Raw genomic sequence first — 20,259 nt, 5'->3', positions numbered from 1 at the left:
CGATCGCCGGCCATCGAAACGTCTGGCTTTTCGCTGGCCTCCAGCCTCCCGGCTAGGTCAGCGTGTTCGCAAAGCCTGGCGTCTACCGGCGGCATTATCGGGTGCACCTCGATAACGCCGCCGGGACTTATTAGCGGCTCGCGGTTGCGAGCGACGCATCCGGCCGCTATGCCGGGCCGGGATTTCTTGACGAGAAGGCAGAGCTGATGAAAGTCGTTTCCACGTCCAAGTCGCATGGCGGCGTGCAAGGTGTTTATTCACACGCTTCCGAAGCCTGCGCCTGCGACATGACCTTTGCCGTCTTCGTGCCGCCGCAGGCCAAGGATGGGCCACTGCCGGTGCTCTGGTATCTGTCGGGCCTCACCTGCACTCATGCCAATGTCATGGACAAGGGCGAATACCGGCGTCTGGCGGCCGAGCTCGGCCTGATCGTGGTCTGCCCCGACACAAGCCCACGCGGCGAGGGTGTGGCCGACGAAAAGGATAATTGGCAGTTCGGCTCGGGCGCCGGCTTCTATCTCGACGCGACGCAGCAGCCCTTCGCCAGGAACTACCGGATGCACTCCTATATCGTCGACGAGCTGCCGGCCCTGGTCGCCAGCCAGTTCCCCGCCGATATGGAGCGCCAGTCGATTTTTGGCCACTCCATGGGCGGGCATGGCGCGCTGACCATCGCGCTGAAGAACTCCGAGCACTTCAGAAGTTGCTCGGCGTTCGCACCGATCGTTCAGCCGATGACGGCAGACTGGTCGCGGCCGGCTCTGGAAAAATATCTCGGCAAGGACGAGAAATCCTGGCGCGCCTACGATACAACAGCGCTGATCGAAGACGGGCACCGCTTCGGCGAATTCCTGGTCGATCAGGGCACCGCCGATGGCTTCCTCAAGGACGGCCTGCGGCCATGGCTTCTCGAAGACGCCTGCAAGAAGTCCGGCATCGCGCTCACCTTGCGCATGCAGGAAGGCTACGATCACTCCTATAATTTCATCTCGACCTTCATGGACGACCATTTGAAGTGGCACGCCGCGCGGCTGGCCAAGTAGGAGCACGCCAGGGGCTACTCACTCCGTGAGGATCGGGTTCGGGTCCGGCAAGGCCATCCCATAGGCGGTGTCGGCCGCGCCTTCGGCTATGTCACTGGCGCAGGATCCGCAGGGCAAGAGCCTGAGCACGCTGATGCTGACGCGGCGGCGCGGAAATCAGCCGCGAACTCGACCGTTACGCGCTCAAACGGGTATGGCTGCCTGGATAGCAAACCGAGCCAAGGTTCTCGGGCGCCGGAGCCCATTAGTATCTGAAATTATTCTAGAAATTGGTAGCGGGAGAGGGACTTGAACCCCCGACCCCAGGATTATGATTCCCGTGCTCTAACCAACTGAGCTACCCCGCCAGGGCGGCGACAGGCCCGAATCCGCCTTAAATCGAAAGGCATTTCGAGGCGTTCGCCAAGGTCGCGCGGATATAAGGTTGGGAGGGCGAGCCTGTCAAGCTTCGATGCATTCGATATCAGGGCTATTCTCGATGGGGAAAAGCTTTGCCGCACGAACAGCTGGTTGGTGCCACCGGGGTTGAGTTCGACGGGGCACGTCGCTATGTCTCGGCCACGAGTTTTTAGAGTTTGAAACAGATGAAGCCGCGCATTGCAGTCCTCGGTTGCGGATACTGGGGCTCCAACCACATCCGCACCCTCAAGGCGCTCGGCGCATTGCACGCGGTTTCCGACACCAATCGGGCTCGCGCCGAAGGTTTCGCCAGCGAACAGGACTGCCTGGCGATCGAGCCGGACCAACTGTTCGTCCGCGATGACATCGACGCCATCATCATGGCCTTGCCGCCGCAGTTCCATGCCGATCTTGCCGTGCGCGCCGTCGAGAACGGCAAGGACGTGCTGGTGGAAAAGCCGATCGCGCTGACGGTGGCCGATGCCGAGCGCTCGGTGCAGGCGGCCAAGGACAATAGCCGCGTGTTCATGGTCGGCCATGTCCTGCGTTTCCATCCCGCCTTCGAGACGTTGAAAGGGCTGATCGACAAGGGCGAGCTCGGCGAGGTCCGCTACATCCATTCGCACCGGCTGGGGCTCGGCAAGTTCCATACCGAGAACGATGCGCTATGGGACCTGGCGCCGCACGATCTGTCGATGATCCTGGCCATCACCGGCACCGAGCCGATCGAGGTGCGCGGCGAGGGAGCGGCACTCCTCGACAATCTCAGCGATTTCGCGCATCTGCACATGCGCTTTCCCAACGGACTGCGCAGCCATCTTTTCACATCGCGGCTCAACCCCTATCGCGAGCGGCGGCTGACCGTGGTCGGCACCAAGGCGATGGCGGTGTTCGACGATGTCGAGCCATGGGAGCGCAAGCTTGCGGTCTACCGCCACGCCGTGTGGCAGGACAGCGGCCAGTGGGCATTCACCACCAATGAGCCGTCCTATGTCGCGGTTGCCCAGGGCATGCCGCTGACGCGCGAACTGGAGCACTTCATCCACTGCATCGAAACGCGCGCCGAACCGCGCACCAGCGGCGAGGAAGCGATCAGGGTGCTGCGCATCCTGACGGCCGGCACCGTCACCCACACCAAATCCACGGCCTGAGGGAAGGCTACGCCGCACTCCTGGTACGATTGGCAGGGGAGAGCTACTCGGCGGGAACTTGCGCCGGCTTCGCGGCCAGCCGGCTCAGCATCGCTTCGGCTTCGGCGCCGCGCTCGGAGCGCACGATGAAGCCGCCGCCGAAGACACGGGCCTCGTTGCCGTCGTCGGAATAGAGCACGCAGGCCTGTCCAGGCGCGATGCCGGATTCACCGTCGGCCAGTTCGACCGAGGCCACACCTGCCTCGTGACGCAGCACGGCCGGCCGTGGCGGCCTGGTCGAGCGCACCTTGGCGAACAGCTCGATGCCGCCGGCGGGCACATCGGCGAGGCCTCCGTCTCCCAGCCAGTTCATGTTGCGCAGATAGATCTTGTGCGTCTCCAGCGCCTCGCGCGGGCCGACCACGACACGGGCGCGCTCGGCGTCGAGATGGACGACATAGAGCGGCTCGCCGGACGCGATGCCGATGCCACGGCGCTGGCCGATCGTGTAGCGCAGAATGCCCTCGTGGCGACCGAGCACACGGCCGTCGATATGAACGATGTCGCCTGGGTTGGCGGCAGTCGGCTTCAGCTTGGCGATGATGTCGGAATATTTGCCTTGCGGCACGAAGCAGATGTCCTGGCTGTCCTGCTTGGCGGCCACCGTCAGCCCCATCTCCTCGGCGATGGCGCGAACCTGGGGCTTCGACAGGCCGCCGAGCGGAAAGCGCAGGTAGTCGATCTGCGCCTGCGTGGTGGCGAACAGGAAGTAGCTCTGGTCGCGGTCGGCATCGACCGGCCGGTAAAGCGCCCGGTGGGCGCCATTGGCGCCGGAGCGGATGTAGTGGCCGGTGGCCAGCGCGTCGGCGCCGAGATCCTTGGCCGTGGCCAGGAGATCGGCGAACTTGACCGTCTGGTTGCAGGAAACGCAAGGAATGGGGGTTTCGCCGGCGACGTAGCTCTCGGCGAACGGATCGATGACCGCCTTGCGGAACCGCTCCTCGTAATCGAGCACATAATGGGGAATACCCAGCGTCTCGGAAACGCGACGGGCATCGTCGATGTCCTGGCCGGCGCAGCATGAGCCGGCCCGATGCGTTGCCGCACCATGATCATAGAGCTGCAAGGTGACGCCGACGACATCGTAGCCCTCGCGCTTCAACAAGCCGGCGACCACTGATGAATCGACGCCGCCCGACATGGCGACGACGACGCGGGTCTCTTCGGGGCGTCTGGGGAGGTCGAGACTGTTCATGGTGCTTTCATTTCGCGGCAGCTCAAATGCCAATGTCGAGAATATAGGTCAAGCTTTCATGCGGCGCCAGCTTGCAGGACGACCCCGGGGTGGCGGACGCTGCGAACGGGCACATTTCTCCCAGCTAAAACGGGGCTTCCGGCCGTATATTTCAAATGCCCGCTAAAAGACTAACGCGGCGTTCACGATCCTTACCTAGTCATTAGGGTCTGCTTAGGCAATTTTTAAAGCTGTGGCGGTAACGTGGCGGGGATTGGGTCTTTGAGTTTTTTGTAGAGAGTACGATGACCGATCTGGTTAGACCTAGAGTCAAATATGTTATCGGGCCTGACGGCAGCCCTCTCACGATTGCCGATCTGCCGCCGACGAACACGCGTCGCTGGGTTATCCGGCGCAAGGCGGAGGTGGTTGCAGCAGTGCGCGGCGGGCTTCTGAGCCTTGAAGAGGCATGCCAGCGCTACAAGCTGACCACGGAGGAATTCCTGTCCTGGCAAGCGTCGATCGACGAATATGGCCTTGCCGGGCTGCGCACCACGCGTATCCAGCAATACCGGCACTAGGCCGGTCTCACCACAAGCAAAGGGCGCGGCATGCCGCGCCCTTTGCTTTCAGTGTCGCCGCTCAGACCGTCAGCGCTACCTTGCCGATCGGCTTGGTTGTGAGAAAGGCGTCGGCGGCTCCCGCCTGGTCGAGTGGAAAAGTCCTGGCGACATGGACGGCAGGCTTTTGCGCGTCGATCAACCCGGCAAGCCCTCGCGGTCGGGCACCACCGACATGCGCTCGACCCTGATATCGCGCGAACTGGCGTCGGCGCGCTGCGCAAAGGCTGGCTGCGCAATGGCGCGCTTGCCACGCGTCGAACATGAACTGACCGAACTCGGCCATAACCTGGCCGGACTGCTTGCCCAGATCAGATCACGGGCGGAGCAGCTGCGCCTGATATTAGGGATGCCCGGGCGAGGGCCAGCGCCAGAAAGGAGGATTGGGCGGCGTAGGTCTTGCGTGCCAGCAGCGCTTCCGCGGCGGCTTGCTGTTGCCGGTTCGAGCTGTCGCCTGACAGGGCGCGCGCTTGTGCACCAAATAGCGCCGATGTCGGCCGACTCAGCCGATCATGGCGCTGCGGCCGCCAGTTTCGGTCTCGCGAACCTTGGTATCGCGCGATTCCAGCATCTCAGCCTTGGAAAGCTCCGCTTCAGCTTCGCCGAGTAATGATTCGGCGGCGCTTCGCTGCTGGGCGAGGTCGCCTTGTGAGTTCCTGAGATTGTCGCGGCGCAGGCGCGCCGCCTTGGCGAAGGTCGGATAGGCGAAATGATTGATATCTGTGATGCCGGCTTTCTTTTCCTCGGCGGTGATCTGAAGCTCCAATTCGACGGCCATGCGCTCGAACTCGGCGATCATCGTGTCGAGCTGCAGCAGCTGGCGCCGCTTCTCATTCACCTGAAATTGCTTCAGCCGAACGAGGTTTTCACGTGACTTCATGATTCGGTACTCCCGGAAACGCACACCCGCACATATCGTCCAAACCACCTGGAAAGGTCCAAGCGCTGCCCGTATCCACCGGCTTTCCCCGCACTATGGGAAACAAAACCCTAAAGTTTTTTGCCGACGGTAACCATTCGTTTACGGGCATTGTTAATCATACGGGTCAGGGCTTAAGGCCGGGTAAAAATTCCGGCCGCCGAAGCGAAGCCGCGTCGATGAGTCCCTGGAGTCACTTAGTCCGGGTTATTAATGTGCTGCATTAGGAATTTTGGTCTGTGATTCGTTATTAGATTCAAGAGGGTGTAGAAAGGGGTTAAAAAATCTGATACCGTATTGGACGGGAAATTAGGTTTTGTTAACCATTCGATGGCAGCCTCTGCACAAGGCAACCACTGCTCCGGGACAGGACGGGTCGTGAAATGGTCCGGCGGCAGAAAAGGGGAATGAAATGCGTGTTCTGCTGATAGAAGATGACAGTGCAACCGCACAAAGCATCGAGCTGATGCTGAAATCGGAAAGTTTCAACGTCTATACGACAGACCTCGGCGAAGAGGGTGTCGATCTGGGCAAGCTCTACGACTACGACATCATCCTTCTCGATCTCAACCTGCCGGACATGTCCGGCTACGAGGTCTTGAGAACGCTTCGCCTCTCCAAGGTAAAGACGCCCATCCTCATCCTCTCCGGCATGGCCGGCATCGAGGACAAGGTACGCGGCCTCGGCTTCGGCGCCGACGACTACATGACCAAGCCGTTCCACAAGGACGAGCTGGTGGCGCGCATCCACGCCATCGTGCGCCGCTCGAAGGGACACGCCCAGTCGGTCATCACCACCGGTGACCTGGTGGTCAACCTCGACGCCAAGACCGTCGAAGTCGGCGGCCAGCGCGTGCACCTCACCGGCAAGGAATACCAGATGCTGGAGCTGCTCTCGCTGCGCAAGGGCACCACGCTCACCAAGGAAATGTTCCTCAACCACCTCTATGGCGGCATGGACGAGCCGGAATTGAAGATCATCGACGTCTTCATCTGCAAGCTGCGCAAGAAGCTCGACGCCGCGTCCGGGGGCCAGAACTACATCGAGACTGTCTGGGGCCGCGGCTATGTGCTGCGCGAACCGGAAGATATCCGCGTCAGCGCCTGAGCGCAGTCGGCAACGCACTTCTAAAAAACCCGGCTTGGCCGGGTTTTTTAGAAGTGCGGAGCAATTATTTGTTTTTGTGCGACACGACAGACCACCGCGCGGTTTGCCTGGAACAGCTTCCGTTCAGGCAGCGATTTTCAAGGCGCGAAAACGTTCGAGCAGTTGCGGGCGATTGAAGGGCTTCAACAGATAGCCCTGGGCGCCGGCGCGCTTGGCTCGCATGATCGACGCGATATCGAGTTCGACCAGCGAGATCAGGATCTGCGGCCGGATCGGGCTTTCCATGGCGCGCACGCGCCGGATGAGGTCGACCGCCTGCATATCCGGCAAGGCGCCGTCGATGACGATGATGTCGGGCATGTCGGCGGCGCACATCTCCAGTGCGTCAAGCCCGCTGGCCGCCTCGATGACCATCATGTCGGAACCGCCCAGGATGCGTTTTGCAACCTTCCTGATGACGCTTGAATCGTCGACGAACATGCAGCGTTTCATTTCCGCGTCCTCTTTGCCCTTGGGCGATCCGGTCGTGCGGGGCATCTACGGCGCAGCCTAGACCGATCTGGTAAAGAAGCCGAAAAGCCGTTAGGTAAAATTTTTGCAAAGAAACCGTTCGGCGGGTTTTTCCTTGCGGATGCTTCGGTGTCGACGAGCGGGCAAAGATCATCGCGCCGCGATTGTGGCGTCAATGAAATATTTCAGACTGAAATACTTCGTTTGGTCGCGCTGCCGGCGCCGACTTTCAGGCCACTGAGAGGACGATTTCTTCAGGCGTCGCGTGAATCGAAATCGTCATGTTGGCCTCGCGGGCCAACAGCAGCGTGTAATAAGGTTGCACCGAATGCGCGTCGATCGGCTCTTCCGGCTTGTGGCCGGAATGCAGTTCGAGGAATTTCGGCGGCACACGCAGCATCGGCCCGCTTGCCGAAAGCGAAAAACGCGGCTCGGTTTCGAGATTCTCGAGCGTCACGACCAGCTTGCCGCCGCGCGGAATGGCGGCGTTGGCGACCAGCAGCAGGTTGAGCAGCAGCTTGACCTTGTTCTTGGGCAGCAGCGCACGGGTTCCATTCCAGACCAATTCCGGCTTTTCGTTCTTGAGGAAGGCGATGGCGACGGCCTCGGCATCTCCGGTGTCGATCATCATGCCCGCCGAGCCGGCCGCGCCAAAGGCGATGCGGGCGAACTGCAAACGCGCCGAAGCGTTTTTTGCACTCTGACGGATGAGCCGCATGGCGTCTTCGTCGGCGCCGCCCTCGTCGAGCAGTTCAAGCCCGTTGTTGATCGCGCCGACCGGCGAGATGATGTCGTGGCAGACGCGGCTGCATAAAAGTGCCGCCAGGTCGGGAGCGGTAAGGGTGAACAGATCGGCCATCGGCGAAATCCCTGCAAAATCTTCCATTTGACGGCCGAGCGATCGATCTTCGCGCCTGCCCACACGAATCACGCTTCAACCCAAGGCTTTCTGAATACACAGCGCCCGTGCGTGCAGCAACAAATCCAAAATTGCCGTCATGGCATATGGCGCGTTCACGCAGGCTGCGTGTCCGCTCGAGCGGCCAAGAGCCTTCGAACCGCCATCTTCATGTGGGAGTTTAATGGTTGAAAAAGGATTACGGCATAGTTTGCCCCTAACAGTCATCCTTAACGGCCGCCTAAAGAGCCGTACGGATGCGAGGCGTCGGCGAAAGTGCTTCATGACGGAGATTGGAAGCATGTTTTCCCGAATCTATGACCGGAGTTTTCTCCGTGTCCTCTCAATGGCGATCGCGCTCATGGGCGTTCTCGTCTTCTCGACATCGCCCCTGCGGGCGCAGGAGTACACCGCTCAGGAGATTGTCGATTCCGGCCACAAGTTCTTCGGCGCGACGTCGGGCGGGTTGGCCACCGTCGTGGAGAAGATTTTCGCCTCCTACGGTCTGCCCAATGGCTACCTGCTTGGGGAGGAGGGATCCGGTGCGCTGATCGGCGGCCTGACCTATGGCGAAGGCACGCTCTACACCAAGAATGCCGGCGATCACAAAGTGTTCTGGCAAGGCCCGTCGCTGGGCTGGGATTTCGGCGGCGAGGGGTCACGCGTGATGATGCTGGTCTACAATCTCGACGATGTCGGCAACCTCTACAATCGCTATGGCGGCGTCGCCGGTTCGGCCTATGTGGTGGCGGGTGTCGGCTTCAACGTGCTGAAGAACAACAATGTGCTGCTGGTGCCGATCCGTACCGGCGTCGGCGCCCGGCTCGGCGTCAATCTGGGCTACCTGAAACTGACCGAGCGGGCGACCTGGAATCCGTTCTGATCCGGCCGATATGAGCGAATCACGGACGGTTCGACCGGATTCCTCAACCGACGACCCGAATGGGCCGCGGCAAGCCCTTGCCGCGGTGCCGGATTTCCGCCATGCCAAGATGGCACGGTCCAGCCTTCCAAGTTGTCGTCGATAACGGGTAGTCCTTTGGTTCAGTCGGTCCTGTTCTTTGCCCTCGGCTTTCTCTGTGCCGGCTTTCTGGCGCTGATGGTGGCTCCCGCCGTCTGGCGGCGTGCCGTCGCACTGACCCGCAGGCGCATCGAGGCCTCCATTCCGCTGACGCAAGCCGAGATCCAGGCCGACAAGGACCGGATCCGGGCCGAATACGCCATGACGACGCGGCGCCTCGAAATTAACGTCAAGACGCTGCGCGAGAAGGCGGCCGAACAACTCGTCGAGATCAATCGCGGCCGCGAGGCGCTGAAGGCGCTGGCGGTCGAGCGCACGGACAAGGACCACGCGCTCGCCGAACTCGGCGCCAAGAACGAAGCGCTTCGACAGCGCGAAGAGGAACTGCATCAGCTTTCGGAGCGGCTCAAGGAAACCGAACGAAAGCTGGAAAGGCGGGCGCTCGATCTCGAGAAGCTGGAGCACATGTATGACGACGCCAGTTTTGCCTCCAGCAGCCGCCAGATCGAACTCGTGGCCCGCGAATCCGAATTGCAGAAGCTTGCCAGCGATATCGTGCTGCTGCGCGGCCAGCGCAAGGAAGCGGATCGGCGCAGCCAGGAGATCGTGGCCGAAAGCAAGGCCGCGCGCGATGCCCTGAAGGCCGAGAAGAAAAGGGCCGCTGAACTCGACAAGAAGGTCCAGCGGCTGCTCGCAACGCTCGCCGACCGTGAGGACAAGCTTGATCGGCGGGAAAAGGAATTGGCGCGGTTGCGGGAAAAATCGAAAACCGAGGACGGCGCACCGGCCCTGCGGCTGGTCGGCAAGCCAGATGAGCCGGCCCGGCACGAGGAGGCCGGCAAGCGCGACGATTTGGACCGGGCGATTGCCAAGCTTGACGGCGACCGCGAACGGCTGGAGGCCAGGCTGACGGCGCTGGCGCGCGAGAACAAGCGCCTCAAGGCGGATCTCGGCGCCGCGGCATCGTCGGGTTTGACGAACGGCAATGGTGCCGCGCTGCGCGAGCAGATGAATGAGCTGGCGGCGGAGGTGGTCCACCTGACGGCCAAGCTCGAAGGCCCCGATTCACCAATCGCCAAGGCGCTCGCCGCGCCGCAGGACAATCGCTCTGCCGGCAACGACCGCAGCCTCGCCGATCGCGTGCGCGCCTTGCAGAAAGCAGAAGCCAACTGACGCCGTGCAGGCTGACGCTTTCGCCGTGTCCTGGCTCACATGATCGTCAGCGCGAGAAATGATGCAGGGCAATGGCCGAGGCGGCAGCGACGTTCAAGCTGTCGAAGCCCTTCGACATGGTGATCCGCACGGTTTGCAGGCGAGCAAGCAGGCTTTCAGGCAGGCCTTCGCCCTCGGTGCCGAGATAGAGTGCCAGCCGCTCGCCGCGCCGTGCATCGCGTATGTCGATCCGGCCGCGCGGTGACAATGCGAACTGGTCATAGCCCCGGCGGTCTAGCTCCGCGGTGAAGCCCGCGGTGTCGGTGAAGGACGCAAAAGGGATCTTGAGCGCGGCGCCGACCGAAACCCGGATCGCCTTGCGGTACAGCGGATCACAGCATGTCCCGTCCATCAGCACCGCATTGGCGCCGAAAGCGGCGGCGTTGCGGAAGATCGAACCCATATTGTCGTGGTTGGCGATGCCGACAGGCACGACGATCAGGGCTTGAGCGGGCAAGGCATCCAGCAATGACCCGGCCGGATGCGGCGTCTCCTTGCGGCCGATGGCCAGGATGCCGCGGTGCATGTGGAATCCGGCAATCGCGTCCATCACCCCGCTGGCGACGACGTAGACCGGCAGGTCCGCTTGCGCCTTGCGCAGCACCTCCTCCAGGCCGCCAAGCCGGTTTTCCAGGATCAGGATGGATTCGGCGGTGAAGCGGCTCGACGACAAAAGCAGGTCGAGCACCACTTTGCCCTCGGCGACGAAGCGGCCTTGCCGGCCCGCCAGATCGCGCTCGCGAATATCGAGATAGGCTGCGACGCGCGGATCGCGTGGATCGTCGATGCGAATTGGGTCCATGTCCCGCTCAACAATCGAAAGCGCGGTCCGTGCGCCGGGAAAGACACACCAACCACGCTCCGGAAATCGTCAGCGAGGTAAACGACCGCGGCAGCGTCCGGTCAAGTCCCGGCGCGGCGCAACCTCTGCGCCATTTGGGACAGATCCTCCTTGCCGCCGCCGAAAATGCCTTCCAGCATGGCGAGCAGTTCGCGCACGGCATCGGATTTGCAGGAATAGTAGATCATCTGGCGATCGCGGCGGGTGTCCACGAGGTCCAGCGCCCGCAACTTGGCCAAATGCTGCGAGAGGGCGGATTGGCTAAGCATCACCTTTTCGGCGATGGCGCCGACCGACATTTCGCCGTCGATCAGATAGCTCATGATCAACAGCCGTTTTTCGTTGCCCATCAGCATCAGAAATTCGGCAGCTGATTCGGCGTTGGCGATTAGCTTTGTCGAGACCATTGATGCCCCATGCTGTTTGCTCATCGAGGCGCCATGGGGGCAATGGCGCCTGAATCCATAAATTCACGTGTGAAGGTGCCGACGAGTCAGCACCACACCTAAAGCCTAGAACATTTCTTTCAAATCTCAAGCGTTGCTTTTGATCAAATGCAATTTAATCTCGCTTTGCGCCTAGGATGCCGCCTTGGCGGCCCTCGCCATTTCAACCAGAACGGGACGCAATTCCTGCGCAGTCGCCAGTGGTTGTGGGAAGAATACCCGGCAAACATCGTCCCCGGACACCAGATCCATGCCATCGGCGTCCAGCCCGGCGATGCTCCAGCCAGCACCTGGCGCCTTGGCAAAATGATGGGCGTAGTTGGCGATCGCGTCGAGATGGTCCGCATTCATGTGCTCGACGGCTGACTGTTCGCTCGCCGCGAGCTCTTCGACAATCGGCCCGGCGGTGACCAGATCGGCCCGGTCGAGCAGATAGGCCTTGCCGAAGCCGCCGTTGAGACTGGCGCGCTGCGGCTCGAGGCGAAAGATTGAGAAGTCGCCGAGCCCGGCATAGAGGCTCGCCTTGGGATTGCGGTTGAGATAGCGGCGCGCGGCGCGAGCTTGGGCCTGCGAGCCGCGCTCCAGCCGCGAGGCCTGGCAGGCCAGCGTCAGCCGCGGATGCGCCAGCGGATCGCCTTTGCCAGGCTCCCCGAGCAGAAGGGAACAGCGGGGATCGGCAAGCAGGGCCGACGTGTGCGCCGCGAGCATCGACACCAGGATGAGCGGTGCGCCGTCAATGTCGGTGGCGACGCCGACCCGGCTCGCCAGCGGCGCCCCGGTCCCCGGTTCCAGCACCGCCAGGGCGCCGAAACGGGCACTGCGCAGAAGCGTTTTCGCCAGGCGGATCGCCTCGGCGTCGGTCTCGCGGATGACATCCTTCTTTCGATCGTCCAAGGTTTCTCGCCCTGCCAAGTTGATTTCCTATTCCACTTGTCAGCCGATGATGCCGGACTTGGCAAGGGGAGGTGCCCGCGCAAACCGCTTCGCAGCTTGGGGCGACACGCCTTACTTCGGCGCCATGCGGATGGCGCCGTCGAGGCGGATGGTCTCGCCGTTCAGCATCTGGTTTTCGACGATGTGCAGGGCAAGCGCGGCATATTCGGATGGTTCGCCGAGGCGCGACGGGAAAGGCACGGCGGCGCCCAGCGAATCCTGCACCTCCTGCGGCATGCCGGCCATCATCGGCGTCTTGAAGATGCCGGGCGCGATGGTGCAGACCCGAATGCCGGATCGGGCGAGATCGCGCGCCACCGGCAGCGTCATGCCGACGACGCCGCCCTTCGAAGCCGAATAGGCCGCCTGGCCGATCTGGCCGTCATAGGCGGCGACCGAAGCGGTGTTGACGATGACGCCGCGCTCGCCGCCCCGCAGCGGCTCGAGTTTCGCGGCGCGGTCGGCGACCAGGCGGATCATGTTGAACGTGCCGATCAGATTGACCTCGATCACCCTGCGGTACTGGTCGAGCGGATGCGGTCCATCCTTGCCGATCGTCTTCACGCCGATGGCGATGCCGGCGCAATTGACCAGGATGCGCGGCTCGCCCAGCTTGGCGGCAGCCTCGGCCAGGGCGGCGACGGCACTGTCGGCACTCGCGACGTCGCACTGGACGGCGATGCCGCCGATCTCGGCCGCGACCTTGGCCGCGCGCTCGATGCCGACATCGAAGATGGCAACGTTGGCTCCCTTGGCGGCAAGCGCACGAGCGGTTGCCTCGCCAAGGCCGGAGCCGCCGCCGGTCACGATTGCTATATGGCCGCTGGGATTCATGGCGTCATCCTTCCCGTGAGAATGGGCTTGCTATCAAACAGGGACGGATCAGGCCCGGATTGAAGGGCCGGGTCAAGCCATCGCCTAGACGTGCTCGGCGGCCCTGGCCTGGCTGGCGTGACCGACCTCGCCGGAAAGCCTGGCAACCGCGCCGGGCGTGATCTCGTGCGACAAAAGGCGGTCGAGGTCGACAGGCCTAGGCATCGAAATCTGACCACGGGGGATGCGCTTAAAGCCGAGCGGCCCGTAATAAGGTTCGTCGCCAACCAGGATGACGGCCGGCGCGCCAGCCTTGGCGGCCGCCTCCAGCGCGATCGCTACCAGCCGGCGGCCGATGCCGAGGTTCTTGAAGGCCGGCCGTACCGCGAGTGGCCCAAGCATCAGCGCCCGGCCGGCCCCCGCCGCTATGCGGGTCATGCGCACCGAGGCGACGACGAGGTCGCCGTCGACCGCGACAAAGGACAGGGCGCGCTCGTGGCCGCCGGCCTCCCGGATCTTGTAGGCGGCCAGCACGAAACGGCCGGGGCCGAAGGCCTCGTCGTTAATGGCTTCGATTTGAGGGTCATGCGCCGGAGTTTCCGGCAGGTATTTCACGTCGGCAAGGCTCATGGTCTTTGCGTTCCGGTAGAGGAGGAAAGGTTGCTGCAAACGGCAGCATTCGCCAGTCAGCGCTTCATCAAGCGCGGGCGCCCTTTCGTCGTCGGTCAAACCGGATCAAAGCAAAGTCGAACATGCGGAGTGTCCGCTAGCATCAATTTTGCGCCGCCGCAATCGACCCGTTCGCTGGCACTACCGATTGACGATCTGTTCAGCCCTGGATGCTTTCCGCCTTGCCGCATCGCGCCCTACATGACGGGAAACGCGAAAGGACAATTCATGGGATTGCTCGTCGACGGCAAATGGCAGGACCGCTGGTACGACACGAAGAACAGTGGCGGCAAGTTCGTGCGGGCGCAGTCGCAATGGCGCGACTGGATCACGCACGACGGCAAACCCGCCGAAGGCCGCAGCCGCGGCTTCAAGTCGGAGCCCGGCCGCTATCACCTTTACATCTCACTCGCCTGTCCCTGGGCGCACCGGACGCTGATTTTTCGCACGCTGAAGAGGCTGGAAGGCATCATCTCCGTCTCGGTGGTTCACCATTTCATGGGCGCGAACGGTTGGACGTTTCTCGCCGAGGACGGCGCCACCGGCGACACGCTCTATGGTCTCGACTTCCTGCACCAGATCTACACCAAGGCCGATCCTGCCTATTCAGGCCGGGTGACGGTGCCGGTGCTGTGGGACAAGAAGGAACAGACGATCGTCTCCAACGAATCCTCCGAGATCATCCGGATGCTCAATTCGGCCTTCGACGAATGGGGCGACGCCAGCTTGGACTTCTACCCCGAGGCCTTGCGCGGCGAGATCGACGCGATCAACGGGCTGGTCTATCCCGCCGTCAACAATGGCGTCTATCGAGCCGGTTTCGCCACCACGCAAGCGGCCTATGAGGAGGCGTTCGGCGCGCTGTTTTCGGCGCTCGATACTCTGGAACATCGCCTCTCCAGGCAGCGCTACCTAGTGGGTGATCGCATCACCGAGGCCGACTGGCGGCTGTTCACCACCCTGGTGCGCTTTGACCCGGTCTATGTCGGACACTTCAAGTGCAACCTGCGCCGCATCGCCGACTATTCGAACCTGTCGAACTATCTGCGCGACCTCTATAGCGTGCCTGGCGTCGCCGGGACCGTGAACCTGCGCCACATCAAGGCGCATTATTACGGCAGCCACGAGACCATCAACCCGACCCGGATCGTGCCGGTCGGGCCGGCGCTCGACTATAGCGCGCCGCATGATCGGGCGCGGTTTGGAAGGGCTGCTGCCTGACTACCAATAGGGCGATGCTGGGACGTTGGCGAAAATTTCGGCGATCCGCCGCAGCGTTGCCGGCGTCGTGCCCTCCGGCAGGCGATCGAGCGGGAAAAAGCCGGCCTCGGCGATTTCATGGTCTGGCAGTTTCGGTGCGGTGTGGCTGAAATGCTCGACGAGGTAGAAGCCGACATGGTCGCGCCGGCTGGCGCGGCGGTTGAAATGCATCGATTTGAGAATCGGCGCGTCCGTGATCTGGATGTTGCCTTCCTCGTAAAGTTCGCGCGCCAGCGCTTCGGCCATCGTCTCGCCGACCTCGACGCCGCCGCCGGGAAGCTGCCAACCGGGCACATAGGTATGGCGGATGAGGAAGACGGAATTGGTGGCGGCATCGTGGATCAGGCCGCGCACACCGAGCGTCATTGGCCGCCGCAGCACGAAATAGAGATGGAACAGCCGGGCCCTCAAACCCGCCCAGCCGGTCTGGCGGAACGGAGCCTCCTCGTCGCTCGCCATCAGTAGCGAAACCGTGGGTGGAAAGGGGCGCGCACGTCGCCTATGAAGGAGGGATGTTCAGGCTCGCGCATATTTCCGATGTCCATCTGGGGCCGCTGCCCGATGTATCCTATCGCGATCTCGCCTCCAAGCGCGTGCTCGGTTATGTCAACTGGCAGCGCAACCGCCGCCGCCACATGCACGACGCCGTCATCGACGCCATCGTCGCCGATATCAAGGCGCAAAATCCGGACCATCTCGCCGTCACCGGCGACCTCGTCAACCTGGCCCTCGACGGTGAGATCGAGATGGCCAAACACTGGCTGGAGACGTTGGGGCCACCGCATGACGTTTCGGTGGTGCCGGGAAACCATGATGCCTATGTGCCCGGCGCCTTCGACAAGGTCTGCCGGTCGTGGGCGGCATGGATGAGCGGCGACGGTGTCAACACGCCGGTCGACCGCAATGCCTTCCCGTATCTGCGCGTGCGCGGCAATGTCGCGCTGATCGGGGTCTCGACGGCGCGCGCCACGGCGCCCTTCATGGCCAATGGTTTCTTCATGGAGGGGCAGGCGGCTCGACTCGGCAAGATACTCGAGAGCACGGCGAAGCAAGGGCTGTTCCGCGCGATCATGATCCATCATCCGCCCCTGCGGGGCGCCGTCTCCCAGCACAAGCGGCTGTTCGGCATCGCCCGCTTCCACAAAATCGTCCGCCGCCATGGCGCGGAGCTTGTGCTGCACGGCCATTCGCATCTGCCGTCGCTGTTCCAGATTGGGCTTCGCGGTGCAAAGATCCCGGTCGTCGGCGTCGCCGCCGCCGGCCAGGCGCCGGGCGGCAATCACCCGGCAGCACAGTACAATCTGTTCGACATCGACGGCGAAAAGGGTAACTGGCGTATCCACCTGACGCGGCGCGGTCTGACCGGACCGTCAATACCGCCTTCCGATCTGCAGAGCCTGGAACTCGGGGTCGAGCCCGGCGAGGCTATGGCCGCCAGTTGAGAACCATGGCCGAGATGCGGTCCCACAGCAGCGCGGCCGACACCGCCAGACCAACCAGCGCGCCGGCGGCGACCAGCCCAAGCCCGGACAGGAAGGCCGACCAGCCCTTGCCTTGCGTCGATGCTCGCAGCGGTGGCTCGGCTTCCGCGACCTCGGCGCGTTTCATGCCGGCGACCGCCGGCTCGACGCCACCTTCCATCATCCTCTGGCGCTCGACGATGCGCTCGGCCACATAACGCGTCACGGAATCGGCGACCAGCTTCATCTCGGTCGACTCGGCAAGCACGACCCGGCCAATGCGTGTATCCTTGAGGAAGCGGTAGGTGCGACGGTCGCGTCCCATCGCGACATGGCTGACGGCGTCGATCCACAGGCGCGGCTGCAGCCCCGAGGAGACGACAAAGTCGAAATTGTCCATGTCGGCTGGAACGTCGGCGAAGATGGGCGCGAGGTCCGCGGCCAACAGGTCCAGGCGCATGCGGTGTGCCTCGCGCATGTCGACGACGACATCGTCGCGGTCAGCGAAGGCATTCTTCACATCACGGATGGCATCGGACAGTTTCTTTGACGGATCGATCTTCTCGCCTGCGTCCTTCATCGGCGTGGCCTCGCGGGTTTGGTTAACAGGCAGTTAACACAGCCGAAGGCAAAATGCACTCGCGAGATCAAGACGGCAAGGCGCCCGCTCGGTGCCGCGCGGGACGTCTCAGCCGGTCGCAGCGAGTTTCGGGCGCAAGGGTCTGGCGCGGCGGTTCATGTTGCGCTGGATGATCGTGGCGACCAGATCGGGCGCCTCCTCGATCAGCATATGGCCAGCCTCCAGCACGTGGTGCACGTGAAATCGCGCGGGCAGACCATCCATTTGGGTAACGGGTAGCATCGGGTCATTGCTCCCCCATACCACCATCACCGGCATGGTCAGTGTGTCCAACCGGTCGTGCGGGATGACGCCCTGCCGGTCGTCGCTGGTCATGGCGGCAGCAATCTCGATGAGTTTCTCCACCTGGCCGGGTCGCTCGCGCATGTCGCGAAGGGTATCCACGGTGCGGTCGACGGCGCGCGTCAGCGGTCCCGACATCGCGCTTAGGCACGCCCGGATGTCGGAGGGATCCCATGAGGCGGCAAAGCGGCGCAACAGCGGGCCGTTGATCTCGGGGCCGAAGCCGCCCGGCGCCAGAAGTGTCAGCGAGGCCACCCTCTCGGGTTCGGCCAGTGCCATCAGCGTCGCCACCGCGCCGCCCATCGAGTGGCCCACCAGATGAACGCGCTTCACCGATCGCGCGGCAAGATCGGTCAGGACGGCCCTTGCCGCCACCTTGGCCGGGCCGGCGCCGGGGAAATCGAGCGACAGCCCGTGCCCCGGCAAGTCATAAGCGAGTGTGCGCACCGCAGGCGACAGCGACGGGATCACTTCGTGCCAGACACCGTGGCAGCCGCCAAAACCATGCAGCAGGGCGATGGCCTTCGAGCCAGCACCCTGTTCGGTGGCGTGAAGCGATGCGATCATTGAAATGTGAAAGCTTATTACGGGACGGGAAGATTACGGGACGGGAAGATGAGAATGCGGCTGGATTGCTCCTTGTCCAGCACGATGGCCAGTAAAATTTTCGCGACGACTGGCGTTTGCGCTCTCTCGACCTTGCGAAGTCGCCTGACAAAGCCGACAAATCCGTCGTATTGGGGGTTTGCCACCTACTTTCGGCGCCAACAATTCGGTTGGTCCAAACAACCCGTTGGTGGGACGTCAGCTCGCGTTGCCGAGGCCCGCCGCGCGCAGGGCCCCAACCAGCCGCTCGGTCAGATCGGGCGGATATTTCCGGTCGATGAAGGTCGCGCGCGGATCGGCGGTGAATTTCGGAAATTTGGCGGTTAGCTCGTCGAGCAGCTTGCGCGCCAGATTGTCCTGGCCGGCGATCTTGGCACCGATCAGCCGGGCTGCAAGATAGTGCGATTTGGTTGCGGTTGTTCTCAAAGAGGAACTGGCGATGGCGGCCTTGTTCGTGTCGCCAAGCATGAGTTCGCCGGCGAAAAGTCCGAAATCCCACCATGTCGGATGACCGCTGGAGGCGTCCACCGCCTGGGCCAGGATCGGCGTCCCCTCGGCATACCTGCCAGCGAAAATCAACCCATAGCCGTAAGCTGCGGCCATGGCGAGATCGTAGGGATTGAGGTCATAGGCCTTGCGCATCCAGCGCAGCGCCTCGTCAGCGTTGCCAAGACGCGAATTGATGTAGCCGTAGGAGCGATGCGCATAAGGACTGGTCGGTCCCATCTGCACGGCGCGGTGGGCAAATGTCATCGCCTTCTCGATCGTGGCATCCGGCGGATAGGCGTAGTGGTCGTTCACGGCCTCCAGGTGCAGCGAAGCGAGTTCCGAGTAGACCAGCGGTGACTTGGCGCCGCGTTCGGCGAGGGTTTCGAGGCAGCGATAGGCGGCCTCGTGGGTCCGGGCGTTCTGGTCGAGATAATATTTGTCGTTGAGCGTCAGGCATTGCGTGAGGACGGTCTGAATGCCGCTCTGTTCGATATAGCTGTAGATGGTGCCGGAAGCGGGAAGAGCGGACGTCAAGATGCCGGCTATACGGTTCTCGACGGCGGTCGGTGCGCTATCGGCGGCGGTCAGGTTGCGCGACAAAAGCACCCGTCCGGTCGCCACGCTCTGCAGTTCAATCGTGATTTCGCCCGTATCCGGCCCAGGCAGAATATCGAAGATGAAGCTTGTGGCATTGGTGGCCGGATCGGTCGTGGCGACCGCGTCGCGACCGATGAAGTCGATCGTATCGAAACCGCTCAGGCCGGCGCGCAGCGATGCGGCGACGCGGCTGGCATCCGTGCCACTGGCCTTGACGGCGATGTAGACGAGCGGCAAGGCCTCGCTGGCGGGAGACGGCTCGATGCTGCCGGTGAGGCCTGCGGTCTCGAGCGTGGCCGCAAGGTCGCCGCCTGCCAGCAGCGCACCGCTGCCCTGACGCAGGATCAGAACACCAAGCATGGCGATGACGACGGCGATCGCCATCCAGAAGAATCTGAGGTGACGTGCCACCGACGGCGCCGGCGCAACCATCGGTGCCAGTAAGGCAGGGGCCGCAATGGCACTCTCGGCAGTGCCGCGTTGCGCCGATGGAGCCGCCGCCGCTCCCGTCTGGATGGCGAGTTCGGCCGTCTCAGGCAAGCGGATCGCATTGAGCTCGTAGGCCGGGACATAGCCGCCCCGCGGAATGGCTATGCGGACAGGCTCGGCAACACCTTCATTGGCGAAATATTGCTGCAGCAAGTCGCGCAGCCGGCCGGCCTGAACCCGCACCACCGCATCGGTCGAAGGATCGAAATCGCCGTCCTTGCCGAAGACATCCATGGCGATGGAAAAGCCCTTGAGCCTGTCGGCTTCGCCTGCCTGTTCGCGCTCGACAAGATAACGCAACAGCTTGCGTGCCCGTTCGGATCTTCCGAACGTTTCGCTGGCAAGCAGTCGCTCCAATGTTTCGCGCACTGCGGGGGCGGCAGGCGTGGCATGCTGCAAGTGTCGATCCTCTCGAAGTCGGCACAGGTTAAGGCACGGATCATATAATGCCCGCACCGCCATACAAGTATACACCCATTATGCGATCGCGTACCCCACCGGATATTTTCCCGGTGGTTAATGAGCCGCGCGCGACAGGATGGCCAGATGCCGGAGCAATCCTTATTGAATCCCATGGATGCCAAGACCTTGTCCAGGCCCGAAGGATGGCGGGGGGAGAGCCAATCCCGGCTCTCGCGCC

General features: G+C 62.8%; 21 protein-coding genes and 1 tRNA gene. 8 read left to right on the top strand and 14 right to left on the bottom strand.

Going from position 1 to position 20,259, the window contains the following annotated elements; all coding sequences use genetic code 11:
- Positions 1-206 precede the first annotated feature (206 nt).
- The gene (fghA, locus tag LB516_RS27780) at positions 207-1,043 is read left to right on the top strand and encodes an S-formylglutathione hydrolase (protein WP_224720740.1); all 837 of its coding nucleotides are present in this window, start codon (positions 207-209) and stop codon (positions 1,041-1,043) included.
- Positions 1,044-1,313: 270 nt separating this feature from the next.
- On the opposite strand, the gene LB516_RS27775 is transcribed toward fghA, so the two are convergent.
- Positions 1,314-1,390, bottom strand: a tRNA-Met gene (locus LB516_RS27775).
- A gap of 237 nt (positions 1,391-1,627) precedes the next feature.
- Here LB516_RS27775 and LB516_RS27770 point away from each other — a divergent pair.
- Positions 1,628-2,593 carry a Gfo/Idh/MocA family protein gene (locus tag LB516_RS27770; protein ID WP_015315992.1) on the top strand — a complete coding sequence of 322 codons (966 nt, stop codon included), beginning with the start codon at positions 1,628-1,630 and terminating at the stop codon, positions 2,591-2,593.
- Between the two features lie 43 nt (positions 2,594-2,636).
- Here LB516_RS27770 and mnmA read toward each other — a convergent pair whose 3' ends face one another.
- Positions 2,637-3,827, bottom strand: a complete 1,191-nt coding sequence (mnmA, locus tag LB516_RS27765) for a tRNA 2-thiouridine(34) synthase MnmA (protein ID WP_140713547.1) — start codon at positions 3,825-3,827, stop codon at positions 2,637-2,639.
- A gap of 284 nt (positions 3,828-4,111) precedes the next feature.
- On the opposite strand from mnmA, the gene LB516_RS27760 reads away from it, so the two are divergent.
- Entirely contained in the window at positions 4,112-4,387 is a 276-nt protein-coding gene (locus LB516_RS27760; RefSeq protein ID WP_006203587.1) for a DUF1153 domain-containing protein, read from the top strand.
- Positions 4,388-4,928: 541 nt separating this feature from the next.
- On the opposite strand, the gene LB516_RS27755 is transcribed toward LB516_RS27760, so the two are convergent.
- Positions 4,929-5,306 carry a flagellar export protein FliJ gene (locus LB516_RS27755; protein ID WP_015315994.1) on the bottom strand — a complete coding sequence of 126 codons (378 nt, stop codon included), beginning with the start codon at positions 5,304-5,306 and terminating at the stop codon, positions 4,929-4,931.
- 451 nt (positions 5,307-5,757) lie between these two features.
- Between LB516_RS27755 and ctrA the strand changes: the two genes are divergently transcribed.
- Positions 5,758-6,453 carry a response regulator transcription factor CtrA gene (ctrA, locus tag LB516_RS27750; RefSeq protein WP_006203583.1) on the top strand — a complete coding sequence of 232 codons (696 nt, stop codon included), beginning with the start codon at positions 5,758-5,760 and terminating at the stop codon, positions 6,451-6,453.
- 123 nt (positions 6,454-6,576) lie between these two features.
- Here the strand turns inward: ctrA and LB516_RS27745 are convergent, their stop codons facing one another.
- Both LB516_RS27745 and chpT read right to left on the bottom strand, forming a co-directional pair.
- Positions 6,577-6,945 (bottom strand): PleD family two-component system response regulator, encoded by a 369-nt coding sequence (locus tag LB516_RS27745; RefSeq protein WP_015315995.1) that lies wholly within the window; start codon positions 6,943-6,945, stop codon positions 6,577-6,579.
- Between the two features lie 247 nt (positions 6,946-7,192).
- A complete protein-coding gene (gene chpT / locus LB516_RS27740; protein ID WP_015315996.1) occupies positions 7,193-7,822 on the bottom strand; it encodes a histidine phosphotransferase ChpT in 630 nt (209 codons plus the stop codon).
- A gap of 385 nt (positions 7,823-8,207) precedes the next feature.
- Between chpT and LB516_RS27735 the strand changes: the two genes are divergently transcribed.
- Both LB516_RS27735 and LB516_RS27730 read left to right on the top strand, forming a co-directional pair.
- Complete coding sequence (locus tag LB516_RS27735) at positions 8,208-8,744, top strand: DUF1134 domain-containing protein (RefSeq protein ID WP_224530344.1); 537 nt, start codon at positions 8,208-8,210, stop codon at positions 8,742-8,744.
- A gap of 156 nt (positions 8,745-8,900) precedes the next feature.
- Entirely contained in the window at positions 8,901-10,055 is a 1,155-nt protein-coding gene (locus LB516_RS27730; protein WP_141906214.1) for a hypothetical protein, read from the top strand.
- Between the two features lie 46 nt (positions 10,056-10,101).
- On the opposite strand, the gene LB516_RS27725 is transcribed toward LB516_RS27730, so the two are convergent.
- From LB516_RS27725 to LB516_RS27705, 5 genes are all read right to left on the bottom strand, one after another.
- Positions 10,102-10,896, bottom strand: a complete 795-nt coding sequence (locus LB516_RS27725) for a TrmH family RNA methyltransferase (protein WP_140665203.1) — start codon at positions 10,894-10,896, stop codon at positions 10,102-10,104.
- 101 nt (positions 10,897-10,997) lie between these two features.
- The gene (locus LB516_RS27720) at positions 10,998-11,342 is read right to left on the bottom strand and encodes an ArsR/SmtB family transcription factor (protein ID WP_015316000.1); all 345 of its coding nucleotides are present in this window, start codon (positions 11,340-11,342) and stop codon (positions 10,998-11,000) included.
- A gap of 171 nt (positions 11,343-11,513) precedes the next feature.
- Positions 11,514-12,275: a HugZ family protein gene (locus tag LB516_RS27715; RefSeq protein ID WP_140721584.1), complete on the bottom strand. Its 762-nt coding sequence runs from the start codon at positions 12,273-12,275 to the stop codon at positions 11,514-11,516.
- A 111-nt stretch (positions 12,276-12,386) separates the two neighbouring features.
- Complete coding sequence (locus tag LB516_RS27710; RefSeq protein ID WP_224720739.1) at positions 12,387-13,148, bottom strand: 3-hydroxyacyl-CoA dehydrogenase; 762 nt, start codon at positions 13,146-13,148, stop codon at positions 12,387-12,389.
- Positions 13,149-13,232: 84 nt separating this feature from the next.
- Complete coding sequence (locus tag LB516_RS27705; protein WP_015316003.1) at positions 13,233-13,757, bottom strand: GNAT family N-acetyltransferase; 525 nt, start codon at positions 13,755-13,757, stop codon at positions 13,233-13,235.
- A gap of 267 nt (positions 13,758-14,024) precedes the next feature.
- On the opposite strand from LB516_RS27705, the gene LB516_RS27700 reads away from it, so the two are divergent.
- Entirely contained in the window at positions 14,025-15,017 is a 993-nt protein-coding gene (locus tag LB516_RS27700) for a glutathione S-transferase family protein (RefSeq protein ID WP_224720738.1), read from the top strand.
- Here LB516_RS27700 and LB516_RS27695 read toward each other — a convergent pair whose 3' ends face one another.
- Positions 15,018-15,515, bottom strand: coding sequence for an NUDIX domain-containing protein (locus LB516_RS27695; protein WP_224720737.1), 498 nt, complete (start codon positions 15,513-15,515; stop codon positions 15,018-15,020).
- Positions 15,516-15,568: 53 nt separating this feature from the next.
- Between LB516_RS27695 and LB516_RS27690 the strand changes: the two genes are divergently transcribed.
- Positions 15,569-16,498 carry a metallophosphoesterase family protein gene (locus LB516_RS27690; protein ID WP_140713562.1) on the top strand — a complete coding sequence of 310 codons (930 nt, stop codon included), beginning with the start codon at positions 15,569-15,571 and terminating at the stop codon, positions 16,496-16,498.
- Here the strand turns inward: LB516_RS27690 and LB516_RS27685 are convergent.
- The 3 genes from LB516_RS27685 to LB516_RS27675 all read right to left on the bottom strand — a co-directional run bounded on the left by LB516_RS27685 (position 16,482) and on the right by LB516_RS27675 (position 20,018).
- Complete coding sequence (locus LB516_RS27685; protein WP_015316007.1) at positions 16,482-17,096, bottom strand: hypothetical protein; 615 nt, start codon at positions 17,094-17,096, stop codon at positions 16,482-16,484. The genes LB516_RS27690 and LB516_RS27685 overlap by 17 nt on opposite strands.
- A 108-nt stretch (positions 17,097-17,204) precedes the next feature.
- Complete coding sequence (locus LB516_RS27680; RefSeq protein WP_140721595.1) at positions 17,205-18,005, bottom strand: alpha/beta fold hydrolase; 801 nt, start codon at positions 18,003-18,005, stop codon at positions 17,205-17,207.
- A gap of 237 nt (positions 18,006-18,242) precedes the next feature.
- The gene (locus LB516_RS27675) at positions 18,243-20,018 is read right to left on the bottom strand and encodes a hypothetical protein (RefSeq protein ID WP_140617646.1); all 1,776 of its coding nucleotides are present in this window, start codon (positions 20,016-20,018) and stop codon (positions 18,243-18,245) included.
- Between the last annotated feature and the right edge of the window lie 241 nt (positions 20,019-20,259).

The organism is Mesorhizobium sp. CO1-1-7 (genome assembly GCF_020164885.1).
GTDB lineage: Bacteria > Pseudomonadota > Alphaproteobacteria > Rhizobiales > Rhizobiaceae > Mesorhizobium > Mesorhizobium australicum.
Note: the sequence above shows the minus strand (reverse complement) of the source record. Positions and strands in the feature narration are given on the sequence as shown.